This window comes from Comamonas sp. (genome assembly GCF_009360615.1).
In the GTDB taxonomy this organism is placed as follows: domain Bacteria; phylum Pseudomonadota; class Gammaproteobacteria; order Burkholderiales; family Burkholderiaceae_C; genus Comamonas.
Genome location: NZ_SPEY01000011.1, coordinates 105,936 through 129,638, shown reverse-complemented (window position 1 = coordinate 129,638; position 23,703 = coordinate 105,936). Strand labels below are relative to the sequence as shown.

The 23,703-nt window shown below is 63.7% G+C and carries 23 protein-coding genes; 10 read left to right on the top strand and 13 right to left on the bottom strand.

Annotated features, from left to right (window positions below):
- Nucleotides 1–47: 47 nt before the first annotated feature.
- From E2583_RS02675 to msrB, 5 genes are all read right to left on the bottom strand, one after another.
- The gene (locus E2583_RS02675; RefSeq protein ID WP_291592968.1) at nucleotides 48–737 is read right to left on the bottom strand and encodes a glutathione S-transferase; all 690 of its coding nucleotides are present in this window, start codon (nucleotides 735–737) and stop codon (nucleotides 48–50) included.
- Nucleotides 715–1,209 carry a nuclear transport factor 2 family protein gene (locus E2583_RS02670; RefSeq protein ID WP_291592966.1) on the bottom strand — a complete coding sequence of 165 codons (495 nt, stop codon included), beginning with the start codon at nucleotides 1,207–1,209 and terminating at the stop codon, nucleotides 715–717. The genes E2583_RS02675 and E2583_RS02670 overlap by 23 nt, the downstream gene beginning before the upstream one ends.
- Before the next feature lie 80 nt (nucleotides 1,210–1,289).
- The gene (gene msrA, locus E2583_RS02665) at nucleotides 1,290–2,045 is read right to left on the bottom strand and encodes a peptide-methionine (S)-S-oxide reductase MsrA (RefSeq protein ID WP_291592964.1); all 756 of its coding nucleotides are present in this window, start codon (nucleotides 2,043–2,045) and stop codon (nucleotides 1,290–1,292) included.
- Between the two features lie 5 nt (nucleotides 2,046–2,050).
- The gene (locus E2583_RS02660) at nucleotides 2,051–3,883 is read right to left on the bottom strand and encodes a cytochrome c biogenesis protein DipZ (RefSeq protein ID WP_291592962.1); all 1,833 of its coding nucleotides are present in this window, start codon (nucleotides 3,881–3,883) and stop codon (nucleotides 2,051–2,053) included.
- 13 nt (nucleotides 3,884–3,896) lie between these two features.
- Nucleotides 3,897–4,388 (bottom strand): peptide-methionine (R)-S-oxide reductase MsrB, encoded by a 492-nt coding sequence (msrB, locus tag E2583_RS02655; RefSeq protein WP_291592961.1) that lies wholly within the window; start codon nucleotides 4,386–4,388, stop codon nucleotides 3,897–3,899.
- A 173-nt stretch (nucleotides 4,389–4,561) separates the two neighbouring features.
- On the opposite strand from msrB, the gene E2583_RS02650 reads away from it, so the two are divergent.
- From E2583_RS02650 to E2583_RS02620, 7 genes are all read left to right on the top strand, one after another.
- Complete coding sequence (locus E2583_RS02650; RefSeq protein WP_291592959.1) at nucleotides 4,562–5,278, top strand: response regulator transcription factor; 717 nt, start codon at nucleotides 4,562–4,564, stop codon at nucleotides 5,276–5,278.
- On the top strand, nucleotides 5,275–6,744 hold the full coding sequence (locus E2583_RS02645) for a HAMP domain-containing sensor histidine kinase (RefSeq protein ID WP_291592957.1): 1,470 nt from the start codon (nucleotides 5,275–5,277) through the stop codon (nucleotides 6,742–6,744). Before E2583_RS02650 ends, E2583_RS02645 begins: the two co-directional genes overlap by 4 nt.
- Before the next feature lie 436 nt (nucleotides 6,745–7,180).
- Nucleotides 7,181–7,879: a gluconate 2-dehydrogenase subunit 3 family protein gene (locus E2583_RS02640; RefSeq protein WP_291592956.1), complete on the top strand. Its 699-nt coding sequence runs from the start codon at nucleotides 7,181–7,183 to the stop codon at nucleotides 7,877–7,879.
- A 3-nt stretch (nucleotides 7,880–7,882) separates the two neighbouring features.
- On the top strand, nucleotides 7,883–9,652 hold the full coding sequence (locus E2583_RS02635) for a GMC family oxidoreductase (RefSeq protein WP_291592953.1): 1,770 nt from the start codon (nucleotides 7,883–7,885) through the stop codon (nucleotides 9,650–9,652).
- 10 nt (nucleotides 9,653–9,662) lie between these two features.
- Nucleotides 9,663–11,042, top strand: a complete 1,380-nt coding sequence (locus E2583_RS02630; RefSeq protein WP_291592951.1) for a cytochrome c — start codon at nucleotides 9,663–9,665, stop codon at nucleotides 11,040–11,042.
- Nucleotides 11,043–11,101: 59 nt separating this feature from the next.
- Complete coding sequence (locus E2583_RS02625) at nucleotides 11,102–11,410, top strand: hypothetical protein (protein ID WP_291592949.1); 309 nt, start codon at nucleotides 11,102–11,104, stop codon at nucleotides 11,408–11,410.
- A gap of 2 nt (nucleotides 11,411–11,412) precedes the next feature.
- The gene (locus E2583_RS02620) at nucleotides 11,413–11,868 is read left to right on the top strand and encodes an Lrp/AsnC family transcriptional regulator (RefSeq protein ID WP_003054244.1); all 456 of its coding nucleotides are present in this window, start codon (nucleotides 11,413–11,415) and stop codon (nucleotides 11,866–11,868) included.
- A 47-nt stretch (nucleotides 11,869–11,915) separates the two neighbouring features.
- On the opposite strand, the gene phnE is transcribed toward E2583_RS02620, so the two are convergent.
- From phnE to E2583_RS02605, 3 genes are all read right to left on the bottom strand, one after another.
- A complete protein-coding gene (phnE, locus tag E2583_RS02615) occupies nucleotides 11,916–13,490 on the bottom strand; it encodes a phosphonate ABC transporter, permease protein PhnE (protein WP_291592948.1) in 1,575 nt (524 codons plus the stop codon).
- Complete coding sequence (locus tag E2583_RS02610) at nucleotides 13,481–14,323, bottom strand: phosphonate ABC transporter ATP-binding protein (protein WP_291592945.1); 843 nt, start codon at nucleotides 14,321–14,323, stop codon at nucleotides 13,481–13,483. The genes phnE and E2583_RS02610 overlap by 10 nt, the downstream gene beginning before the upstream one ends.
- Nucleotides 14,324–14,398: 75 nt before the next feature.
- Nucleotides 14,399–15,280, bottom strand: coding sequence for a putative selenate ABC transporter substrate-binding protein (locus E2583_RS02605; protein ID WP_003054247.1), 882 nt, complete (start codon nucleotides 15,278–15,280; stop codon nucleotides 14,399–14,401).
- 1,050 nt (nucleotides 15,281–16,330) lie between these two features.
- Between E2583_RS02605 and E2583_RS02600 the strand changes: the two genes are divergently transcribed.
- On the top strand, nucleotides 16,331–17,167 hold the full coding sequence (locus E2583_RS02600; RefSeq protein ID WP_291592938.1) for an RNA ligase family protein: 837 nt from the start codon (nucleotides 16,331–16,333) through the stop codon (nucleotides 17,165–17,167).
- Nucleotides 17,168–17,239: 72 nt separating this feature from the next.
- On the top strand, nucleotides 17,240–18,385 hold the full coding sequence (locus E2583_RS02595) for an AAA family ATPase (RefSeq protein WP_291592936.1): 1,146 nt from the start codon (nucleotides 17,240–17,242) through the stop codon (nucleotides 18,383–18,385).
- Between the two features lie 60 nt (nucleotides 18,386–18,445).
- Here E2583_RS02595 and E2583_RS02590 read toward each other — a convergent pair whose 3' ends face one another.
- The 5 genes from E2583_RS02590 to E2583_RS02570 all read right to left on the bottom strand — a co-directional run bounded on the left by E2583_RS02590 (nucleotide 18,446) and on the right by E2583_RS02570 (nucleotide 22,796).
- A complete protein-coding gene (locus E2583_RS02590) occupies nucleotides 18,446–19,678 on the bottom strand; it encodes a cyanate transporter (protein WP_291592935.1) in 1,233 nt (410 codons plus the stop codon).
- A gap of 89 nt (nucleotides 19,679–19,767) precedes the next feature.
- A complete protein-coding gene (locus E2583_RS02585) occupies nucleotides 19,768–20,241 on the bottom strand; it encodes a nucleoside deaminase (RefSeq protein ID WP_367158578.1) in 474 nt (157 codons plus the stop codon).
- A 145-nt stretch (nucleotides 20,242–20,386) separates the two neighbouring features.
- Nucleotides 20,387–21,388, bottom strand: a complete 1,002-nt coding sequence (locus tag E2583_RS02580) for an alpha/beta hydrolase fold domain-containing protein (RefSeq protein WP_291592934.1) — start codon at nucleotides 21,386–21,388, stop codon at nucleotides 20,387–20,389.
- Entirely contained in the window at nucleotides 21,385–22,341 is a 957-nt protein-coding gene (locus tag E2583_RS02575) for a class I SAM-dependent methyltransferase (RefSeq protein ID WP_291592932.1), read from the bottom strand. The genes E2583_RS02580 and E2583_RS02575 overlap by 4 nt, the downstream gene beginning before the upstream one ends.
- 149 nt (nucleotides 22,342–22,490) lie before the next feature.
- On the bottom strand, nucleotides 22,491–22,796 hold the full coding sequence (locus E2583_RS02570; RefSeq protein WP_291592931.1) for a hypothetical protein: 306 nt from the start codon (nucleotides 22,794–22,796) through the stop codon (nucleotides 22,491–22,493).
- Between the two features lie 116 nt (nucleotides 22,797–22,912).
- Between E2583_RS02570 and E2583_RS02565 the strand changes: the two genes are divergently transcribed.
- Nucleotides 22,913–23,629, top strand: coding sequence for a methylated-DNA--[protein]-cysteine S-methyltransferase (locus E2583_RS02565; RefSeq protein ID WP_291592930.1), 717 nt, complete (start codon nucleotides 22,913–22,915; stop codon nucleotides 23,627–23,629).
- Nucleotides 23,630–23,703 lie beyond the last annotated feature (74 nt).

Sequence of the window (23,703 nt, the reverse complement as noted above, 5' to 3'; positions counted from 1 at the left end):
CATCCGCGCAGGAGCATGGACCCGTTTGGCGGAATCGGGCCGAAGCCTCAGGATGGCATGAGCACCGGCCCGCCTTTGCTCAAGGCCCTCTGGTAGGCCGCACGTGCATGCATGCGCTGGCGATAGGCGATCAGATGAGGCCAGGCGCTCTTGCTGTCACTGCGGACCAGAGCCGCTTCAACGGCAAAGCTCATCTGGAAGTCGGCCATGCTCAGGTGCTCGCCGGCAAACCAGCGATGTTCTGCCAGATGCGCTTCCATGAATGCCAGCGCTGTCTGCACATTGGGTGCAACGAGTTTTTGCTGTACCCGCATGCAAAGCGCGCGGGCAATGGGGCGCACGAGAAAAGGCATGGGCTGACGCGGTATGGTGTCGAAAACCAGTTTCATCACCAGCCAGTTCATCAGCGAGCCCTCGGCATAGTGCATCCAGAAGCGGCACTCACGGTGCTCTTGGGTCCCGCGCAGGGGCTCGAGGTGCGATAGTTCCGCAGGCGCCAGATGCCCATAGCGTTCAACCAGGTACTCGATGATGGCGCCTGATTCGGCGACCACGACGTCCGCATCGGTAATCACCGGCGACTTGCCCAGCGGATGCACGAGCCTGAGCTCCGGTGGCGCCAGGCGGGTTGCGGGGTCGCGCTGGTAACGACGCAGTTCGTAGGGAACGCCGAGCTCCTCCAGGAGCCAGAGTACGCGCTGCGAGCGTGACGTTTCAAGATGATGAACGGTGAGCATGGGGAGTCTTTCTGGAAGCCGAACCTGCGTTGCGCAGCCAGCGCATCAAGATACCAAGCAAAGGCAACTTTTCATATAGTTCTTCCGCCGCATCCCAGTAATCGCGATGCTGGCAGACAAGCCCTTGCGCATCGAAGCAAAGCAGGCTGGCGCCTCGTATGCATTGCTCGGAGCCGGGCCGCCAGCGTCGCAGGCGAAAGCGGAATTCCCAGGCCAGAAAGGCCTGCCGATCCTGCACCAGCCGCTCGGTGACGACAAAGCGCGGCTCCTGCAGCGTGTCGAACATGTGGGCGAAGATACCGGCGATTGCGGGCACGCCGCGCACTTCATTGAAGGGATCCTTGAAGTACGCATCGCTCGCATAGTAGCTGTCCAGTTGCTGCAGATGGCTTGGGGCCAATCGTTCATAAAGCTGGACGATCCGCTCCACGACGGCATCCGTGTCGGATGGGGAATGAGGGCTTTGCTGCATGCATCAAATTGTAGGCAAACCGAGTCGCGCCCTCACTTGCGCCCAAGGCTGTTGCGCTTGTGGCCCAGGTCGCAGGATCGCTACGAAGGCGTTTTCCGGGTCAGAACCGGTTCGCTGCGGTAGCGGTCGGGGAAGAGGCGCTGGAGGTTGTTCACCTTGGGCAGATCATTGAAGACGATATACGGGTGACGCGGGTTTGCGGCCATGAAGTCCTGGTGGTGGAGCTCGGCCGGATAGAAGCTTGCCCTGTCTTCGAGGCGGGTGACGATGGGCTTGGGATACAGTCGAGCCGCCTCAAGCTGCGCGATATAGGCCTGAGCGGTCTTGAGCTGGGCAGGACTGGTTGCGAAAATGGCCGAGCGGTATTGCGTTCCGGTGTCCGGGCCCTGCCGGTTGAGCTGGGTGGGATCATGAACCACCGAGAAAAATATCTGCAGCAGCTGTCCATAGCTCACCAGGGACGGATCGAAGCTAACTTCTACCGATTCGGCATGTCCGGTATTGCCGCGGCTGACCAGCGCATAGGAAGCGGTGGATGGCGTGCCCCCGCTATAGCCCGACACCGCGCGCAGCACGCCTTTGACATGCTGGAACACGCCCTGTACGCCCCAGAAGCAGCCGCCGGCAAAGATGGCACGTTGCGGCGCGGGCCCGGTGGCCGGCATGTCCATGGCAGGGGGCGGGATGCGGACTGCCTCGTCGGCCGAGAAGGCCGTTGATTGCCACAGCAGTCCGCTGCCCAGCAAAACGATGCCGCCCGTCAAGGTCTGGAGCATGCCGCGCCTATGCATGCCGCGCCGATTCGAGGTGGCCGAGGAGGTGAGGTTGGTTTTCATGGGGCTTATCCGAAAGTGAAGGCGTAGGCAGAAACGCCGCTGTCAAGAAACTCGATGCTGAAGGTCCGCTCGGCAACGGCACCGGACTGGCGCACCAGCTGATAGAGACGTTGCCCGGTGACGGTGCCGCTGCCGTCGGCTGCCACGTCCACGCCGTGGGCATCGCCGGGTGGCTTGCCGTCGATGCTGACCTTGAAGCGCACCGGTTTGCCATCGGGGCCGGGGCTTAGCACCAGGTGCAGATCACGGGCCTTGAACCGGTAGACGATGCGCCCCGATGGCCCGGTCAGCGATGCGCTTTCCGGCCCCACCATCCATTGACCGCCCAGACCCCAGGCGTTCAGCCTGGTCTCTCGCGGCTCCAGATACGTGGTCGTCTTGTCGTGCACGGCTTTGGGGGTGGAGGCGAAGTTCTCGGCGCGCTCGTAGCCCAGATAGGTTTCGGGCGAGGCGACCTCATCCATGCTGGCGGCCCGTTGCACGCCTCCTGCATCCACCTGCGTCAGGCCCATGGCCGAACGGGTGCTGCCCGCTTCTTTGAGAAGCTGCTGTATCACCCGTTCAGACTCTGCATAGCCGCCCTCGCCGAAGTGATGATGGCGGATGCGTCCCGTGGCATCGATGAAGTAATGAGCAGGCCAGTACTGGTTGCGGAAGGCGCGCCAGATCGCATACTGGTTGTCCACGGCCACCGGATAGCTGATGCCCAGATCTTTCATGGCCTTGCTCACGTTGCCGATGTCGCGTTCAAAGGCGAACTCAGGTGCGTGCACGCCGATCACGACCAGACCCTGGTCGCGGTATTTTTCGGCCCAGGCCTTCACATAGGGGAGAGTGCGCAGGCAGTTGATGCAGGAGTAGGTCCAGAAATCCACCAGCACCACCTTGCCTCTCAGGTCCTGCTCACCCAGAGGCTTGGAGTTGAGCCATTGGGTTGCACCGTCCAGGGGCGGCGCGATGCCCTCATCGGGCAGGGCCAGGGCTGTGCTGGACGGCCCGCTCATGCGCATTGCAGCTCCCGCGGCCATCATGGCAGCCCCGTCAGTAGGTGCAAGGGATGGTGCCTGCATCATCATGCCCGGGTTGCCACGCATGGCCAGCTGGTCGTCGCTCTGCGGCTGGTTCAGGTGCTCGACCAGTTTCTGTTCCAGGCTGCCGGTGGATGCCGTTGACAGTCGGGCCAGCACGCCGGTGTCGATTCCCAGTGCAATGGCGGCAACGCCCGCGAGCATGGCTACCCCGAGGCCGCGTCGCACCCATTCACCGGCACCCAGCGAACGCTTGAGCGCGGCAAATACCCGGCCACCCAGCAGCAAAGCCGCAGCCATGGAGGTCGCTGCCCCGGCGGCATAGGCCAGCAGCAGCAAGCTTGAGGTCGTATTGGCGCCCTGCAGGGCAGCGCCGGTCAGTATCAGTCCCAGAATGGGCCCGGCGCATGGAGCCCACAGCAGTCCCGTCGCGACTCCCAGCAACGCGGAGGAGGCCATCTTCGGCGTACCGTCTTGCTGTACCGACTCGGAAAGGCGCGAGCCGGCAGTCACCAATGGACGGGTCAGCCGCTCCGACAGATTCGGCAGCAACAGGGTCAGCCCGAAAACGGCCACCAGCGCCAGAGCCAGCCAGCGGCCATATTGATTGGCAGCCACCACCCAGCCGCCGCCTACGGCTGCGAGAGAGGCAACGACGGCAAAGGTCAGCGCCATGCCAGCCAGCAATGGCAGGCCGTTGCGCACAAAGGGCTGATTCGCGCGAGAGAACACGAAGGGCAGTACGGGCAGGATGCAGGGACTGACGATGGTCAGCACGCCGCCCAGATAGGCAAGGACGATCAGCAGCATGGACTGTTTCTCCTCAAGCGGGCTTGGGCGCGAAAGTCAGTGCAAGACCGTTCATGCAGTAGCGCAGACCTGTCGGAGGCGGCCCGTCCTCGAAGACGTGGCCGAGGTGACCGCCGCAGCGCCGGCAGTGGGCCTCGATGCGCACCATGCCGTAGCTTCGATCCTTGCGGGTGGCGACGGCATTGTCCAGTGGCTTCCAGAAGCTCGGCCAGCCGGTGCCGCTTTCGAACTTGGTAGTGGAGGCAAACAAGGGCAATGAGCAGCCGGCGCAGGAAAAGGTGCCTGGGCGGTGCTCCTTGTTGAGCGGACTGCTGCCCGGAGGCTCCGTGGCCTCCTGGCGCAGCACGGCATATTGCTGGGGGCTGAGCCGGGCGCGCCACTGGGCGTCGGTGTAGCTGATTTCGAAGGACTCGGTCGCCGCAGTGGCTCGGCGGTGGAGCGTTGCGGCGCAGAGCGCAGCGGCGGAGGCTGCGGTGCCCAGCAGCATGTGGCGTCGGGTGGTCATGGCATCGGCTTTCAGGGTTCGATGGCATCGAGCTTAGGAAGTGGGGGTCCCGAAGTCCTCACGCAAAGTTAAAAAAAACGTGATAACTCCCCGCGAGCAGTTTGAGCACAATGTGAAATCAGGCGGCACTGCGCCGCCGTGCTGCACCAACTGCCCCGGAGACCTGAATACCCATGACCATTGCCCGTCGCATTCTGCTGGTCGAGGACGACACCCCTATCGCCGATCTGCTTTCGCTCCATCTGCGGGACGAAGGGCTGGAGGTCGTGCATTGCGCCCGGGGAGACGACGGTCTGGCGCATCTGGAGCGTGGAGGCTGGGATGCGCTGGTACTGGATCTGATGCTGCCCGGAGTGGACGGACTGGAAATCTGCAGACGTGCGCGCGCCATGACGCGTTACACGCCGATCATCATCATCAGCGCCCGCTCCAGCGAGGTGCATCGCATTCTGGGACTGGAGCTCGGCGCGGACGACTATCTGGCCAAGCCTTTTTCCGTGCTGGAACTCGTTGCCAGGGTGAAGGCGCTTCTGCGCCGGGTCGACGCGCTGGCTCAAAGCGCGCGCCTGGAGTCGGGCAGCCTGTCGGTCAACGGGCTGCTCATGGACCCGGTGGCCAGGAGTGCGAGCCTGAACGGTCGACCTCTCGACCTCACGCCCCGCGAGTTCGATCTTCTGTATTTCTTTGCCCGCCAGTCTGGCAAGGTGTTTTCGCGCATGGACCTGCTCAACGCGGTCTGGGGCTATCAGCATGAGGGCTACGAGCACACCGTCAACACCCATATCAACCGGCTTCGTGCCAAGGTAGAGGTCAATCCTGCACAGCCCACGCGAATTCTCACGGTCTGGGGGAGAGGCTACAAGTTTGCCGAAGCCGGGGTGGGCGAATGAATCTGACCCTGACGCAGAGGCTGGCGATCGTGTTTGCCCTGCTGCTGCTGGTCTGCAGCGGCACTTCCGCGTGGCTGCAGTTGCGATCCAGCCGCATGCATGAACTGGAGGTGGTGCAGGCCTTGTCCCGAGACGTTGCCGAGAGTATCGCCCGCGATGCCCAGTTGACGGATGGCAACGGCTTGATGCCGAGCACGGTGCGCAATCTGTTCAGCCAGCTGATGATGGTGAACCCCAGCGTGGAAGTCTATCTGCTGGAGCCCGATGGGCGCATTGCCGCTCATGCAGCCCCCGAAGGACGTTTGCGCCGCGACCGGGTCGATCTGGAGCCGGTCCACCGATTTATCGATGGTCACATGCTGCCCATCCTGGGGGACGATCCCCGCAGCCGGGATGGCCGCAAGGTCTTCAGTGCAGCGCCGTTGAGCGTGAACGGGAGGGAGGTCGGTTTCATCTATGTGGTCTTGCTCGGCGAGGCCCATGATCTGCTTGCCGCCAGAGGTTCGGCGGATGCGGTGCTGAAGACCGCGCTGCTGTCGATCGGCATGGTGGGATTGCTATGCCTGGCTGCCGGTCTTGTGGCTTTCACCTTGATCACACGGCCCTTGCGGCGTCTGACCGCGTCGGTGCGGCAGTTCGACATGCACGGCGTTCCGCCGGAGTTGCCGGCGCGTGGTGCGGAGCCGGGCGACCACAGCCGCGACGAGATTGCCGTACTGGATGCGGCCTACCGGCAGATGGTGCTGCGCATCAGCGAGCAATGGCAGGCGCTGAGGCGGCAGGATCAGGAGCGCCGGGAGCTGATCGCGAATGTTTCCCACGATCTGCGCACGCCGCTGTCGTCGTTGCATGGCTATCTGGAGACCTTGCTGCTCAAGGATGCAAGCCTGCAGTCTGCAGAGCGCAGACGCTACCTGGCCATTGCGCTCGACCAGAGTCAAAGGGTGGTTGCGCTGTCCCAAAGCCTGTTCGAGCTGGCGAGGCTGGAGTATGGCTTTGTGCAGCCCGAACTCGAATCGTTCTCCCTGCCGGATCTGGTGCAGGACGTTTTCCAGAAGTTCGAGCTGGCCGCAGAGTCTCGGCATGTCGTCCTGCGCGCGGATCTGGCACCGCGGTTGCCCGCAGTTCGTGCAGATCTGGGAATGATGGAGCGAGTCCTGAGCAACCTGCTGGACAACGCATTGCGCTACACCCCCGAGGGTGGGGTCATCAGTATCGGCATCCGAAGGGTGGGGCAGGAGCTGGAGGTGACAGTCAGCGACACAGGCCCAGGCATTCCGCCAGAGCTGCGCGAGGGCCTGTTCAGGCGTCCGTTCACGGTCGGGGGCGCCCGCCGCGACGGGGGGCTCGGCTTGAGAATCGTGCACCAGATGCTGGAGCTGCACGGGGTCGGCATCCATCTCGTCGATGGCAACGGCGTGGGCGCTGTATTCCAGTTTTCTCTGCCAAGGGCTCCGGATGCCTGATGCAGGGCAGTGCTGTGAGCTGCAGTCTCCCGCGCCATGGTGACCGGTCAGCCCTGGCCTTCTTCCGTGCATGGTGTCCGGCCCCGGTGCGGGCTGTCTTTGGGGTCGTGACATTCTTGGGCCGATGGATGACAGTCTCATGTCCTATCCCTAAGTGGAAACCCGAGCTTATCGCTCCAGTGAAAGACCACGGCCTACTCGCAGGCAAGGTGCTGAACCGACACAAATACTTGATAGCGCAACTATTATCAAATTGTGAAGGCGGTTTGCAGCAGGGTCTGGCTCTGCGGATGAGTGTCCGCTTTGCGGGCATTTGCCCTGAGGCCTGCATCCTGCAGCCGGGATTCTGACCGGCCGCCGATTCAAAAACTTGAACGCTCGTGCATCGTGCAACCGTCTGTGCATGACCGAGGTTCACACGATGTAGGAATCGCAAATGTCCAACTTCTCCCCACCCAACCGCAGATCGTTTCTGTTCGCCTCCGGTGCCGGCGTCGCGCTGGCTGGAGCGGCCGTTGCAATGCGTGCCAATTCCAAAGAGCCGTCGCTCGCACTGGATGCATACAGGCCCGAGTACTTCAATGCGGATGAGTGGGCTTTCGTTCTGGCTGCAACCGCTCGCCTGATTCCCTCCGATGGGGAGGGCCCCGGAGCGATCGAAGCCCATGTGCCGGTGTTCATCGACCGCCAGCTCAAGGGCTACTACGGCACTGCCGAGATCTGGTACATGGATGGCCCGCATGATCCTGCGGCCACCCCCGATCGTGGCTGGCAGTCGCCTCTGAACCCCGCTCAGCTCTATCGCAAGGCCATTCCGGCCTTCAATGCGGCTTGCACAGAACGCTTTGGCAAGGAGTTCAGGAGCCTGACTGCCGAGCAGCAGGACGAAGCCCTGACTGCGCTGCAAAAAGGCGAGATCAGGCTTGAGCCGGAACTGAGCTTCTTCTTCGCCACCTTGCTGGCCAACACCAAGGAAGGCTACTTCGCCGACCCCGTGCATGGCGGCAATTACGGCATGCAATCGTGGAAATACATCGGCTTTCCGGGCGCGCGCGCCAGCTATGCCGAATGGGTTGACCAGCACAACGTGAAGTACCCGTTGGGGCCGGTATCGATCAAGGGCGAAAGGGCTTGAGTCATGGCACGTATTGAAAAGAAGAAAGACGTGGTCATCGTCGGCCTGGGCTGGACCGGCTCCATCGCCGGCATGGAGCTGGCGGCGGAAGGTCTGGAAATCGTGGCGCTGGAGCGCGGCGGGGACCAGAACACGGTGCCCGAATTCAAGTATCCCAACCAGATTGATGAGCTGACCTATGGCGTGCGCCTGAAGAACATGCAGCACCCACGCCAGGCCACCGTGACGGTGCGCCGCGACGACAGCGAAATCGCTCTGCCTTACCGATCAATGGGGTCTTTCTTGCCTGCGAATGGCGTGGGCGGCGCGGGTACGCACTGGAACGGCTTGCTGTGGCGCCCCCAGCCCGAGGAAATCAAGCTGCGCAGCTACGTGAAGGAGAAATGGGGCGAGTCCATCATTCCGGAAGGCATGAACCTGATGGACTATCCCGTCAGCTATGACGAGCTGGAACCTTTCTTCACCCGGTTTGACGAGGTGGCCGGCGTCTCGGGCAAGGCTGGCAACCTCAAAGGCCAGATCCAGGCCGGAGGCAATCCGTTTGAAGGCTGGCGCTCCAAGGAGTACCCCATGCCCGCCCTGCCATCGACCTACGATGCGAGCAAGTTCGAAGCCTGCGCCAGGAGCATGGGCCTGCATCCGTTCCCGGCGCCCGCCGGCATTGCGTCCACGTCCTATGTGAACCCTTACGGCATGCAGATGGCACCTTGCAACTTCTGCGGCTTCTGCGAACGCTTCGGTTGCTATCAGTACTCCAAGTCCTCTCCTCAGACCGCGGTGCTGGATGCCCTCAAGCGCAAGAAGAACTTCTCCTATCGCACGCACTGCGAGGTGTTGCGGGTGGAAAGCGCTGAAGACGGCAAGACCGCAACCGGCGTGACCTACTTCGACTCCAACACGAACGAAGAAGTGTTCCAGCCTGCCGATCTCGTGATCCTGTCTTCCTATCAGCTCAACAACGTGCACCTGCTGCTGGTCTCCGGCATCGGCAAGCCCTACGACCCGAAGACCAACACCGGAGTGACCGGCAAGAACTACGCCTACCAGATGAATGGCGGCGTGACCCTGTTCTTCAGGGAGGAGAACTTCAACCCCTTCATCGGTCACGGCGCCAACGGCATGTGCATCGACGACTACGGCATCAACCAGAACGACTTCGGCAAGCTGGGCTTCATCGGCGGCGCTTACTGGCGCGTGGGCACCATGAATGGCCAGCCCATCCGATCCATGCCCCTGCCCAAGGGCACACCGGGATGGGGCGCAGGATGGAAGAAGGGCATCGGCGAGTGGTATGGCCGCTCCATGTCGATCGGTACGCACGGCTCGCACATGTCCTATCGCAGCAACCATCTGGACTTGGACCCTACCTACCGGGACCCGCATGGCCGACCGTTGATGCGCATGACCTTCAACTGGCAGGACAACGACCTTCGCATGACCCAGTACCAGAAGATCAAGGCCGAGGAGGTGGGCAATGCCATGAAGCCGGATCTGCTGCAGTCGGGTTTCAAGAATATCGGTGCCAAGTTCGACGTGCGCCCCTACCAGACCACGCACAACACCGGGGGGCACATCATGTCCGACAAGCCTACGGAAGGCGTGGTGAATCGCTACTGCCAGGCCTGGGACAAGCACAACGTGTTCGTCTTCGGCGCCGGCAACTTCGTACAGAACACCCAGTACAACCCTACCGGCATGGTCGGTGGCCTGGCGTACTGGACGCTGCATGCGATTCGCACCATGTATCTGAAAAACCCGCGTCCGCTGGTCTGAGGAGCAAGACATGAAGAAAATCCTCAGCATTCTGATTGCGCTGATCGTTCTGGGCATTGTGTCGGCGCTGGCGCTGATCTACCTGCCGTTCAAGCCGACACCGGCGAATGAAACGCTGGCCGCCGACTGGAAGGCCGAAGCCGGTCGTGGCGAATACGTCATGCGCGCCAGTGACTGTATGGCCTGTCACACCGCCAAGGGTGGCGAGCCCATGGCCGGCGGTCGCGGGATTGAAAGCCCCATGGGCACGATCTGGTCCTCCAACATCACGCCGGACAAGGAAACCGGCATCGGCAGCTGGACGCTGGACCAGTTCCGCGCCGCGATGGTGGACGGTATCGGTGGTCATGGCCAGCAGCTGTACCCGGCCATGCCCTACGAGAACTATCGCTTCATGAAGGAAAGCGATATCCGTGCGCTGTTCGAATACCTCCAGACCGAGGTCAAGCCCGTCAGAAACGCGGTGCAGGCCACCCGCCTGAGCTTCCCGTTCAATATGCGCTTCGGCATCCGCGCCTGGAACTGGCTGGCTCTGTCGGGTGAAGCTGACTTCAAGCCCATGGCCGGTGACGACCAGCAGATTCGCGGTCAGTATCTGGTCGAAGGCGCCGGTCACTGCGCAGCCTGCCACAGCCCTCGCACTGCCTTCATGGCGCAGAAGGGCACACGCCTGTCCGACGCCAGCTTCCTGGCCGGCGGCATGGTGGACGACTGGTCTGCTCCCGCGCTGCGCGGCAAGGACTCGCGTGTTCAGCAATGGACGACCGAGCAGGTGGCTGCCTATCTGGCAACCGGCCGCAATGCCCATGCGGTGGCCAACGGAGAAATGGCGCTGGTGGTCGAGCACTCCATGCAGTACATGACCGATGCCGATCTGAATGCCATGGCCCGGTTCCTCAAGACCATGGACGGCCAGGCCGCAGATGCAGCCCCTGACAAAGTGGCCACGCCAGGCCCTCGCAGCACTGCGGTTGCCAAGGCGGATGGAGCCGGCGAGGCCACGGCCCAACTGCTGAAATCCGCGTCTCCCGACATGCCTCTGGGGGCGCGCCTGTATCTCGACAACTGCGCAGCCTGCCACTTTGTCAGCGGCAAGGGCGCTCCCGAGATCTTCCCCGAGCTGCAAGGCAATGCCATGGTGCTGGGCAAGGATGCCGGCCCGCTGGTGTCGGTGATTCTGAAGGGCGCGTCCTCGCCCGCTACGGATCGCCGTCCCATGCATCTGGTGATGCAGGGCTACGCCGACCGCCTTACCGACGGTGAAGTGGCTGCACTGGCCAGCTTCGTGCGCAAAGGCTGGGGCAATCAGGCTTCGGATGTGAGCGAAAGCCAGGTCAGCAAGGTGCGCCAGCATGTGCAAGCCGATGCTGCTCCGCAGCGAGCCCCGTAAATAGCAAGCGTATCCGCCAGGTGCTTTGCGCGCCAGGCAGATTCCCGAAACCCAGCCCGATGGAAATCCGGCTGGGTTTTTTTACGCAGCAGCGGCTGGCCCGGACGATGGAGGCTTCCAAAAATCAACAGGCCGCATCACTGTGCTTGAGTGATGCGGCCTGTTGCGTAGGCGTGTTGCGGATCAACCAACCGGATGCTGACGGTAAACGGCGCGGTATGTTGAATGGTTTTGCGGCGTCGGTAAACGTGCTTCCATGGACTCAAGTGTGCATGCAGCGGCGCAGAAAATGTTACTTGAAATTCTGCGAATACAGCTTTGCTACAGAAAAATTTTCTGTGATTGAATTTTTGGCGGTAAATTCATGAATATGGATACCTTGGATAAAAAGATTCTTGCTGCACTGCAGGCCAACGCACGCGCAAGCCTGCAGGACATTGGTGCAGCCGTGGGCCTGAGTGCATCGCCATGCTGGGCCCGCATCAAGAAGATGGAGGAGGCCGGTGTGATCGAGGGCTATACCGTACGTCTGAATCCGCAGGCGCTGGGGCTGGCCGATTCGGTGCTGGTCATGGTCACGCTGGACAGCCATTCGGACAACACGCTGGAAAAGTTCGGCGAGGTGCTTGCCACCATTCCCGAGGTCGTGGAAGCGCATCTGGTCTCGGGCGAATACGACTATCTGCTGCGTATCGTCGTCAAGGACACGCGCGACTACGAGCGCCTGCTGCGCGAGAAGCTCTACAAGATCAAGGGCATACGCCACAGCCAGTCCAGCTTTGTGCTGCGTACGCTGAAAAAAGCCGACCTGCCTCTGGGCGTGTGAAGCGGCACTGCTCTTCGCGGTGCGATCAGTCGCGGCGCGCAGCCGTCTCAACGCATGGCGCGGCGCAAGGCAGCGCTGCTCCAGTCCACGGCGATGCTCAGCCAGAGCATGGCCATGATCACGGTGCTGGCCTGGGCATAGTGGAACAGCGAAAGCTCGAAATACAGCAGCTGGCCCAGCCCGCCTGCTCCCACAAAGCCCAGAATCGCCGCCATGCGGATATTCATCTCCCAGCGGTACAGCGTGTACGCCAGCAGTTGCGGCGCGGCGCCAGGAAGGGTGCCATAGCAAAATGCCAGCAGGCGATTGCTGCCGCTGAGCTTGAGCGCATTGGCGGGAGCCGCCGGTGTGTTCTGCAAGGCCTCGGCAAACAGGCGACCCAGCACACCGCTGGTGTGCAGGGCCAGGGCAAGGGCCCCGGCGAACGGGCCCAGGCCCACGGCCAGCGCGGTGATAGTGGCCCAGACCAGCTCGGGCACCGAGCGCAGCACATTGAGCAGCACATTCCACGGCGCTCGCCAGCGTGGCAGGGCCAGCAGCAGGCCCGCGATCGCGGCCAGCAAGGTGCCGACGATGGAGATGGCCAGGGTCTCCCAGATGCCTTGCAGCACCCTGAGCAGCCAGGGCTGACTCAGATCGGGCGGAAAAAAGCCGCGTACAAAGTCGCGCATGCTGGCGGCCGCATCTTTCGTGAACAGTGCCGAGAAATCAATGTCCAGAAGCCGCAGGCTGGCCCATAGCGCCGCACAGGCAGTCAGCACAAATGTGCTGCTTCGCCAGCCCCAGGGCAGCGGGCGCGCGGCAGGCGCGGCGTCGAGTGCGCGACGCAGCCACCAGGAAAGCAGGTCGGCGGCTGCCACTAGCAGCATGAAGGCCAGCAGAATGCTGGCGGCTTCCCCGCCGTTGAGCATCTTCATGGCCTGATCCATGAGCTGGCCCAGGCCCCCCGCACCGACAAAGCCCATGACCACAGAGGCACGGATCGCGCATTCCCAGCGGTAGACGGTGTAGGAGGTCAGCTCCTTGGCCGCCTGCGGCAGCAAGCCATAGAGCAAGGCCTGGATACGACCGGCGCCGCTGGCACGCAGGGCGTGGGCTGGAGCAGGCGCTGTGGATTCGAGAATTTCGGCATAGACCTTGGCCAGCATGCCGCCGTAGGTCAGGCCCAGGGCCAGCACACCGGCTGCGGGCCCTAGGCCGAAGACGCGCACAAACACCAGAGCCCAGACCAGTTCGGGAATGCCGCGCAGGATGGTGAGCATGCTGCGGGCGATGGGGTTGAGCGTGACCCTTTCGCGCGCAGCGCCCGTGGACAGATAGGCCATGGGTACGGCAATCACGAAGGCCAGCGCCATGCCGGCCGTGGCGATGGCCAGGGTCTCCAGCGTGGCCTGACCCAGGTAGGCCAGAAATTCTCCATTGGTTTCGGGCGGCAGAAACTGCGCGAGAAAGCCGCCGATGACTTTGAGATTGTCGGCGTCGAATAGCGGCTTGAGCGAAAAGCCCGAGGTCTGCAGCATGGGCCAGAGCACGACCAGGGCCAGGATCAGGCCGCTCAGGCGGCCGCGAGCGGAGGGGTCGCGGCGCGATGGCCGTGCGGGCTCGGCCATTTCTAGCGGCATGCGTTCACCTGGATGGGAGCGGGCGCGGTGCTGGCGAGATCGCGCTGCGCCAGGCGGTTGTGCAGCGTGGGCAGATCGGCCGGGCTGCCATCGGCATGGGCGTAGAGCGCTTGCAACTGGGCTTCGCTGACTTGCGCGGCGGGCAGGTCAAAGGCCAGGCGGCCATTGCGTACGCCGACGATGCGGGCAAAGTTGGCCAGCGCCAGATCGACGGCATGCAGACTGGCTACCAGCGTGGCCTTGCGCGCCGCAGCTTCCTGCACCAGCAATTGCACCGTGGCCTGCGAGAGTGCAGGGTCCAGGGCCGAGACCGGCTCGTCGGCCAGAATCAGGCCGGCCTGCTGGTAGAGCACGCGGGCAATGCCCACGCGCTGCAACTGGCCGCCGGAGAGCTGGTCGCAGCGTGCAAACAGCTTGTCCTCGAGCTGCACGCGGGCCAGAGCCTCGCGTGCGCCCGCGATGTCCTGAGGATAGGCCAGCGATGCCAGCGCCTTCCACAGCGGCCACTGACCCAGCTTGCCGGCCAGCACGGCCGTGACCACACGTTGACGCAGCGGAATGGGGGCGGCCTGGTGCACGGTGCCGATGCGGCTGCGCAAAGCCTTGAGTTCACCGGCGGTGGATTGCGCAGACGCGGCTAGGCCCAGCACCTGCATGCGACCTGTCGTGGGCAGGTGGGCTGTGCCGATGGTGCTCAGCAGTGAAGTCTTGCCGGCGCCGGAGGGGCCGATGAGCGCAATGCTCTCGCCCTGGATGGCGGACAAGGAGATATGGGACAGGGCGGTAAAGCCGTTGCTGTGGGTCAGGCCCACATCGTCCAGCATGAAGCTCATGAGACGAATACTCTGAAAACAATAGCTGCCAACGCTTTATAAATAAGCGTTGGCAGTCAAAAAAAGCTGAATTTCTTACTTCAGCAGACCGGCGGACTTGGCGGCGGCTTCAATGCCGTCGTAGTTCTTGGTGTCGGTGGCGATGAACTTGGAGGCGCGCTGCAGGTCCATGATGGCCTTGTGCTCTGGCTTGCTGGGGTCCAGTGCCAGGAAGGCGGCGGTCAGCTTCTTGACAATGGCCGGGTCCAGGTCGCCGCGCACCGTCCAGTTGTAGTCAAAGTAGGTGGGCGTCGTGGCGAACACGCGCACCTTGCTGGTGTCCACCTTCTTGGACTCGACCAGCTTGTCCCACACCGAAGTGTTGAGCACGCCGGCCTCGGCCTTGCCTGCGGCCACAAAGGCCACGGTGGCGTCATGTGCGCCCGAGTAGGCCACGGTCTTGAAGTCCTTTTCGGGATTCAAGCCGTCCTGCTGCAGGAAGAAGCGCGGCATCAGGCTGCCCGAGGTGGACGAAGGAGCGCCGAAGGCAAAGGTCTTTCCCTTGAGGTCGGCCAGCGTCTTGATGGCGGGGTCGGCCGTGATGAACTTGCTGGTGAAGACCGCATCCTCGGCCCGCTGCACGATGGGGATGGCCGTGCCGTTGGTACGGATCTTGGCCTGCACATAGGTGAAGCCGCCCAGCCAGGCCAGGTCCAGCTTGCGGGTGGCCAGGGACTCGACCACGGCCGCATAGTCGGACACGGGGGTGAACACCACTTTCATGCCGGTGGCCTGCGAGAGATATTCGCCCAGGGGCTTGAACTTGCGCTGCAACTCGGTCGGTGCCTCGTCGGGAATGGCCGAGACGCGCAGCACCGCAGGGGTGTCCGCATGCGCTGCGGACAGCAAGGAGGAGGAGGCGAGAGCTGCCACGGCCAAGCCGCGCAGGGCCTGACGGCGAGCGAAAGAGTGCTTCATTAAGTGCTCCGTTCAAAAAGCCACCGCCGTCCGGATACACGGCGGTTTAGTAGGTCGCAAGCGTTTGGCTTGCGGCGAATGGAAACCCATGGGCGGTACACCGACCGCTGGCGCTTATTGTTACGTAATTGAGAAACCCTCTGCGCAGTCTTTGCTTGATTTGAATAGCAAAAAGCCCCGTGGGGATGCGGCCTGGCATGAAAGCGACTGCTTGTATCCAGCTTCCGGTATTGCAGATGCAGCAGGTGGACGGCGGTGGCTGGGCTGACCTTGTTGCCTGCCATCAGCAAGGGCTTGCCATGACGCACGATTGATCGCCACCGATCTTCTCAGGCAAGGTTGAGACAGGCGCGTTGGCTCGGGATCGGGATCGGGAGCGGGTGCCGGGACCGCGGGTGCCGGAGTCGGCGCTGGAGTGCTGTTGCTCGTACGGTTGTCCTCACCACAGCCGGCGGCCCGGGCGGCGGCTGCCATCATGGAAATCAGAAAGAGCTTGGCGCAAGCCCTGTGCAGACGCCATTGACAAGCGTGGCGGATGCAGGAGGAAAACTCCGATGTCTCCCCCGCCTGCGTTTCATCTCTGTGAAGCCGATCCGTGGCCTTTGCACCACAGTCACTGCAAACCGCTTGGCAGTTGCTAGACCCAGCCAATAAACTCGCCAGCCTTTACCCCACTTGCGTTATCCGCTCTCATTTCCGAGGTGCACCATGTCCTGCCAGATTCGTTTGCGCTAAACGACTTCGCCACACGCTGATCTGTCAGCGTGTGCGCTGCGGTATGGACATATCGGCCCCCAGAGGCGTCTTGCCCGGGGGCTGCCGCCTCGAAGGGGCTTTCTTCACGATGGGCAAGCCCTTGCCCGGCGTTTCCGACCTGGCTCGTGCCCCGGTCCTGCGCTCTTTCACTCTCTGAATCCCGGCCTGCCCTTTGCTCGGCGGCCAGGTGTTTCCTCTTCGCCCGTTGGTGGCGGCGAATGCCGCTGTCGTTGTCCCTGGTTTGTCTGCCACGCCTTCAGGCGCGTGGCTTATTCCCTCTTCGGAAAGCACAACATGACTACTTCCCATCTATTCAATCTCGAAATACTCAAATATCCGCGCACGCCACATCTGCGGGGGTCGAGGCTGCAGGTTGGCGATCAGGCCGATGCCGTGCCTTATGAAGCGCTGGCCGGCCGCCATATCGTGGTCGAGGAAAAGCTCGATGGCGCCAATGCGGCGCTGAGCTTTGGCGCCGACGGCAGCTTGCTGCTGCAGTCGCGCGGACACTATCTGCAAGCCGACCAGATGGGCGGGCGCGAGCGCCAGTTCAATGCCTACAAGCAATGGGCCAGAGCCCATGAAGGCGCGCTGATGGCGCTGCTGGACGAGCGCTATGTCATGTACGGCGAGTGGCTGTACGCCAAGCATTCCCTGTACTACGACGCCTTGCCGCACTGGTTCTGCGAGTTCGACATCTGGGACCGTGCCGCGCATCGGTTTCTGGACACGCCTCAGCGCCATGCGCTGCTGGCCGGTGTGCCCGTGGTCTCCGTGCCCGTGCTCTACGCAGGCGTCGCGCCCAGACGCCTGCAGGACTTGCTGGCATGGCTGGCTCCGTCCCTGGGGCGCAGCGCGCGCTGGAAGACGGTGTTCGAGGATCAGGTGCAAAGACAGAAGCTGGATCTGCCGCTGGCCTGGCGCCAGACCGACAGCTCCGAGCTGGCCGAAGGCCTGTATATCAAGGTCGAGGAGAACGGTCAGACCGTGGAGCGCTACAAGTTCGTGCGCTCCGACTTCGTGCAGGTGATCCTGGAGTCCGGCTCGCACCACAGTGAGCGGCCCATCGTTGCCAACGGTCTGCGCACGGGTGTCGACATCTTTGCCAATGTGATTCAAAAAAGCTGGTAAGCCCTTTCCATAAAGTGCTGATAGCTATCAAAACCGTAGTTTCTTGGTATAGCTGCGGTGAAAGGAGAATGTATGTGGAGCTGGAAACAGATCGCGGCCCTGGTGCCGCATTCCGCTCGCCATGCGGTGGACTGGGCGGCCTGCCTGGACGCCTTCCCGCAACTGGAGCGTGCCAAGACCACGCCGCAGGACCCGCTCTACCATGCCGAAGGCGATGTCTGGACGCATACGCAGATGGTGGTGACCGAGCTGCTCCAGGACAGCGACTACGCAGGGCTCATGGCTGAGGAGCGTGAGATCGTCTTTCTGGCTGCGCTGCTGCACGATGTCGCCAAGTGCTCGACCACGCAGATAGCCGACGACGGGCGCATCTCGCAACCCGGCCATTCACGCCGGGGTGCGCTCGATGCGCGGCTCATGCTCTGGGAGGCGGGCGCACCCGTGACCCTGAGGGAGGCGGTCTGTCGGCTGATTGCCGTGCATCAGGTGCCGTTTTTTGCCTTTGCCGATTCGCGCCGAGGCGTCTCGCCCGAGTTCACGGTCAGAGAGCTGTCCTGGCAGGTCGACCTGCATTTGCTGGTGCTGCTGGCCCGTGCCGACATTCGTGGCCGCATCTGCCCCGATGTGGGCAATGTGCTCGTGAATATCGAGCTGTTCAAAGAGCTGGCGCTGGAAGAGGGCTGTCTGCGCACGCCACGCAGCTTTGCTTCGGCAGAGACGGCCGTGCGCTATTTCCGCGGTGCCGAGCTGCACCCGGACTACGCCTTGCATGAAGAGCCGGGCTCGCGCGTCATCGTCATGTGCGGCCTGCCGGCATCGGGCAAGAACCACTGGGTGGCACAGCATCATCCGAGATTGCCCGTGGTGTCGTTTGACGATGCGCGCATGGAACTGGGCCTGCGCCATGGCGAGAACGAGGGCGCTGCAGCCCATCATGCCGTGGACAAGGCCAAGAGCCTGCTGCGCGCCAAGGACGCTTTTGTCTGGAATGCCACGCATCTGTCCAGGCAGATGCGTGGCAAGACGGTGGACCTGTGCCTGGCCTATGGCGCGCAGGTGGAACTGGTGCATCTGGAAGCCGCCCGATCGAACTTGCTTGCACGCAACAGCAAGCGCGACACCACGCTCGGCAATGCGGCGTTGCTGGGCATGTTGCACCGTTGGGAGGTGCCCCTGCCGACCGAGGCGCATGGGCTGCAATTGCTGGTCAACGAGTAGCCCGAGCAAAAAAAGGGCCTGGAGGCTTCCAGGCGCTTTCGGGGGGATCCCATGCCGTGCTCAAGGCCGCTGCATGGCTTGCGGGTACCTCTGGGGATTGAAGCGCGTCGCCAGCAGGCACACCAGCGCTGCCACACCGGCCTGATAGAGCCAGCCGGTCGTCCAGTGGCCGCTGCTCTGGTGCAGCTGTGCCATGACCAGAGGGGCCAGAGCGGCGAGGATGAAGCCGCCGCCCTGCATCAGCGAATTGAGGGCGCCAGCCTGTGTGGACGAGGGCAGGTGGTCCAGAGCCACCAGCATGAAGAGCGAAAAGCAGCCGCCCAGACCCAGTCCCAGCACAATGGCATTGAACGAGGGCATGGCGTCGGGCCAGAGACCGAGACCGGCAAAGCCGATGATTTGCAGCAGCAAGGCCAGCATGACCCAGGAGCGACGATCCAGACTGCGGCGCGCCAGGGCAGGCATGACCAGCGCCGATGCCGCCTGGGCAATCGACAGAACGGCCAGCAGCGAGCCGCTTTGCGTGGCCGTCCAGCCATGGGCCTGATAGAACGGAGCGAGCCAGGCGACGGTGGAGCCATATCCTCCGTTCATCAGGCCGAAGCTGATCAGCAGCAGCCAGGTGCGGCCCCGACGCAGCAGCCAGCCGGTGTCTGCGTGGGATGGTGCCATGCGCCCGGAGGCGACGGAGGCCGCAGGCTCGCGCATCAGGGTCAGCGCATGCCAGGCCAGCGGCAATGCCAGCAGCGCGGGAATGGCCCAGATGGCCAGTGAAGCCTGCCAGCTCGAACCCTGTTGCATGAGCATGGGGGACAGCTGTGCGCCGAGCGCGCCGCCACCCATGAGCGTGGCCGAATACAGGCCCATCATGGGCGCCACATGGTGTGGTGACTGGCGCTTGATGAGCCCCGGCAGAATGCTCTGTGCCAGCGCCACACCTGCACCGCACAGCCCGGCCGTGGCGATCAGCAGCGAGACGGTGGCGTCACCGGCGGGCGTCAGACGCAGGGCGCAGCCCAGGGCAATCATCAGCAGCGAGGCGCCAATGCTGGCGCGTGCTCCCCAGCGCTGCAGGGCGGCCGGTGCCAGCCAGCCGCCGATGCCCATCAGTGCCATGGGTAGCAGCGTGAGCCAGGAGAAACTGCGCAAATCCATGCCAGTGGCCTGCTGTATGGCCGGAGCCAAGGGACCGGGGGCTGTCAGAAAGGGGCGCAGATTGAGGGTGACCAGCGCCACCACCAGCAGCCATAGCAGCGGCGGCACGCGATGCGTTGTGGAAGATGTCGATGTCATGAAGCTCTGCGGCTGCCGGCAATGCGGTGCACGATGCGGTCGCCGGAGGCGGCCTGGTTTGAGGTGGTGGTTCTGTGCGGTGACGACGATCAGGCGGCGGGCCAGGCCTCGTCCCCATAAAGCTGTGCGGCGCGGATGCCGGTGTCGATTCGGGTGATGGGCAGCGGCGGTGGCGTCAGCGGCAGGCGCAGACGCTGGTAGGAGCCCTCGCTGGAGAGGCCATAGGGTGCGGCGTCGCGATTGTCGAAGGCGAAGAACACCTGCTCGGCGCCATTCATGACCAGGGCCGCCAGGCACATGGGGCAGGGGTGGCCGCTGGCATAGATGGACAGGCCCGCCAGGCTGGGGTTGGCACGCTTGCGCGTGCCCGCCCGAAGGGCCTGCATTTCGGCGTGGGTGCTGGGGTCGTGGCTGGCAATGATTTCGTTGACGCCGGTGGCAATGACTTCATCTCCCCGGGCGAGCACGGCACCGAAAGGGCGGCCGCCCTGAAGGCGGTTGGCATGGGCCAGGTCCACGGCCAGGCGCATCAGTTGTTGTGGGTTGGCGGAAGTTGGGCTCATGGCGATGAAAGCGAGGGCGGCGAGCGCGCCGGATGCGTGATGCATCAGCGTCGCCGCTGTGGTGTTCGAAGGGGGCGAGGCGGCACCCGGCGCCGTTCAGCGTACACCGGCAGGGCCATGCCGCTACCCTTCTGGAAAGCAAAGCTCATTTGCTTTGAGGGCGCTGGCGGGCCATCAGTTCCGCCCAGGACGAGCAGGCGAGCTCGACCTGCTGGCGTGCCGCCGGGCTGGCTGCCAGCATGCGAGCAAAGCCGTGAACCATGGCCGGGGCCTGCAGCAGCTGCAGCGGTGCGCCCAGTGCCTGGGCTTCATGGGCAAAGTCTTCGGCCTCGTCGCGCAGGATGTCGTGGCTGGCGGTCATCAGTAGCGTGGGCGGCAAATGGGCGATGGCCGCGCGGTTGCCGCCAGGCGTGAGCCATTGCGCAGCCTCTCCCTCGGGCTGACCCAGTGCCTGCCAGTAGCGCTGCATGGCGTCCGGCGTGAGCCCGAAGCCGGTGGCAAAGCGGCGCATGCTGTCATTGTCCTGACCGGGCCGCAGCGGCGGGTAGAGCAGCAGCAGGCCTGCAATGCTAGCCGCATCGGCAGGGTGCTGAATCCGGCGAACCGCCGCTGCCAGTGCCAGATGGGCGCCGGCGCTATCGCCTCCGAGCAGGATCTGTTCAGCCGCAAAAGGCCGCAATCCGCGCATGTCGCCCAGCCACTGCAGAACGGCCATCACATCGTCCAGCGCTGCGGGAAAGGGGCTCTCCGGCGCGCGGCGGTAGTGCACGGACAGCACCACATGGCCGGTGAACTGCGCCAGATGCTCGCACAGGTCGTCATGGGTGTTGAGATCACCCACCATCCAGCCTCCACCATGCAGCCAGACCAGCGTGCGGCCGCTGCCGGAGCCCGGTCGGCGATAGCTGCGCATGCAGATCTCGCGGCCTCCGGCCGCCAGGAAGTGTTCCGCCCTGGAGATGCCGGGCAGGGCCGAGCGAATCAGTCCGGCCTGCAGCTCGCTGAGCAGGCGCCGGCGCTCTGCATAATCGAGCTGCGGGGTCGGCGTGTCCGCATCGAGCCGGGCAAAGCGCTGCAAGGTGTGTGCCAGAGCCGGGTCGATGGGGGGCAGAGGCTGCTTCTGGCGATTGTCTGTGGCACTGTTCATGGCTGCTGATCCTCTGCCAGCGACGGGGCGCGATAGACCATGACCTTGAGGCTGCGTTCTTCGTCCACATCGGCAAATGCGGGAGGGTTGGCCAGGCGCTCGACGAACTGCAGCTCGGGCGCGATTTCCGCCATTTGTCCGCGCAGGAAGTGCGTCCCCAGCTCGGGCGCGTTCAGGCACAGCAGGACCTGGCCGCCCGGCACCAGCAGATCGGGCAGGCGGCGCATCAGGCGCGCATAGTCCTTGGTGGCGACAAAGCTGCCTTTCTGGAAGCTGGGCGGGTCCACGATGATCAGCTCATACGGCCCGCTGCGGTTGATCTTGCCCCAGCTGCTGAAAATATCGTGGGCGGCAAAGCTGGCGCCGGCCTTGACGCCGTTGAGCTGATGGTTGTGCTGGCCTGTGGCCAGCGCGCCCTTGCTCATGTCCATATTGAGCACCTGGCCTGCGCCGGCCATCTTGGCCACGACCGAGAACGCGCAGGTATAGGCGAAGAGGTTGAGCACCTTCATGCGCGCGGGCCGCTCATGGGCCAGCACCTGCTGGCGCACCCACTCGCGGCCGGCGGCCATGTCGAGGAACAGGCCGTGGTTCTGCCCGCGCGAGATATGGACCAGATAACGGGCGCCGTTTTCGGTCACCACATGAGGCTCGGGCAGCTCGCCGGCCATGACGCGGGTTTCGACCTTGCCGCCGCTCTCACGGCTCTGGAAGACCCAGGTCAGAGGTTGGCCTGACGGGGCAATCTGCTGCCAGCGCTGCTCCAGTGCCTGACCGATCTGTCCCAGCTGCGCCTCTTCCACGGGCGCAAAGCTGGTCAGTACGATGGCAGGCGCAAAGGCATCCAGCGAAAACTGTTCGCAGCCCGGATAGCGCCCGCCTCGGCCATGGAAGATGCGCTGGGCATCGGTGGGAAAAGGCATCTGGGCAATGGCGTCTAGCAGGGCTTGCATGGGGGAGGAGAACAGTCACGCGATGAAACAAGCCGCCAGTGTAGGCATTGCCGCGACCGCAGGTGGGCGGAGCGCCGCATGTCCCTTGCAATGGTCTGCCACCCTGGCTGCGGCCCATTGCAAAGCCGGCGCGTGGCAGCCGGGATCCCTCAGTGGTAGACCCGCCGAACATCGAAGAAGCAGCTTTCGGTACCGCCGATGCCCTGCAGGCCGGCCTCCGCTGCGGCGCGGGCCGCTTTCATCCAGCGCTGGAAGGTGAGCTTGGCGTCTTCGGTAATTTCTTCGGGCGGAGTGTCTTCCAGGCCTTGCACCAGAGACAGGGCCGCGCCGACCTGTTCCTCGCCGCCGAGCTGGCGGGCCAGCACGCGCGCATAGCGCGCCTCGGCTTGCTGGCGCTTGTCCTCGGGCAGCTCGGGGTAGTCGCACAGAGAGACGGTGAAATGGGCTTCTTGCATGTCCGTATATCCACAGTGTTTTGACTGTTTAAATATACAGTAATTAACTGTTTTTGCATCCAGTTCTTGGAAAATTTTTACGCGACCCCGAAGACTGCGCTCTGTAGACTGTGTGCATGAATCACGCTGCTTCGCTGCCTTTTCCCGGTCATGCCTTGTTTGTCACGCGCATCGGTACCTGCGGACTGGCCTGGAATGCTGCCGCAGTCTGCGCCGTGCAGCTGCCAGAGGCCAGCGGGGGCGAAACCCGTGATCGCATGCTGCTGGGCCTGTCCAGGCGCCATGCGCTGCAGCCCCAGCGCGGCCCGGCGGTCTATGGCGCCTTGACGTCCATCGCCGCAATTCCGGACTTTGCCCTGCAGGCCATGGCCGGGGTGCAGGTTCTGCTGGCGGGCCTGAACTCGCAGAGCGAGCACGACTGGGTGCAGCCAGGCGCAGAGGCTGTCGCTGCCGGCGTGCTGGGCGACATGCGCCAGGCCTTTGCGCAAGGCAAGGGCGGCGTCCTGCCCGACTTGCAGCAGATTGCACTCGACGAGTTCGCCGTGCCTGCATTTCACAGCCGGGTCTATGCCTTCACGCGCGCTCTGGAGCCGGGACGGACCAGCACCTATGGCGAGGTGGCGGCGGCACTGGGCGAGGCCGGTGCCGCGCGCGTTGTGGGCCAGGCCCTGGGTGCCAATCCGTTTGCGCCGATTGTTCCCTGTCATCGCGTGCTGGCGGCGGGGCGGGCACCGGGCGGCTTTTCGGGCGGTCAGGGCGCGTTGACCAAGCTGCGCATGCTGGAGATCGAAGGCGGGGCCTGGGGGGGAACTCGGTCGCTGTTTGCCGATTGAAGGCGCTGGATGAGATTCGCCAGGCCGCAGCCGGCAGACCTTGCAAGCTGCACCAGCGCGGGCTCTGCCACCTG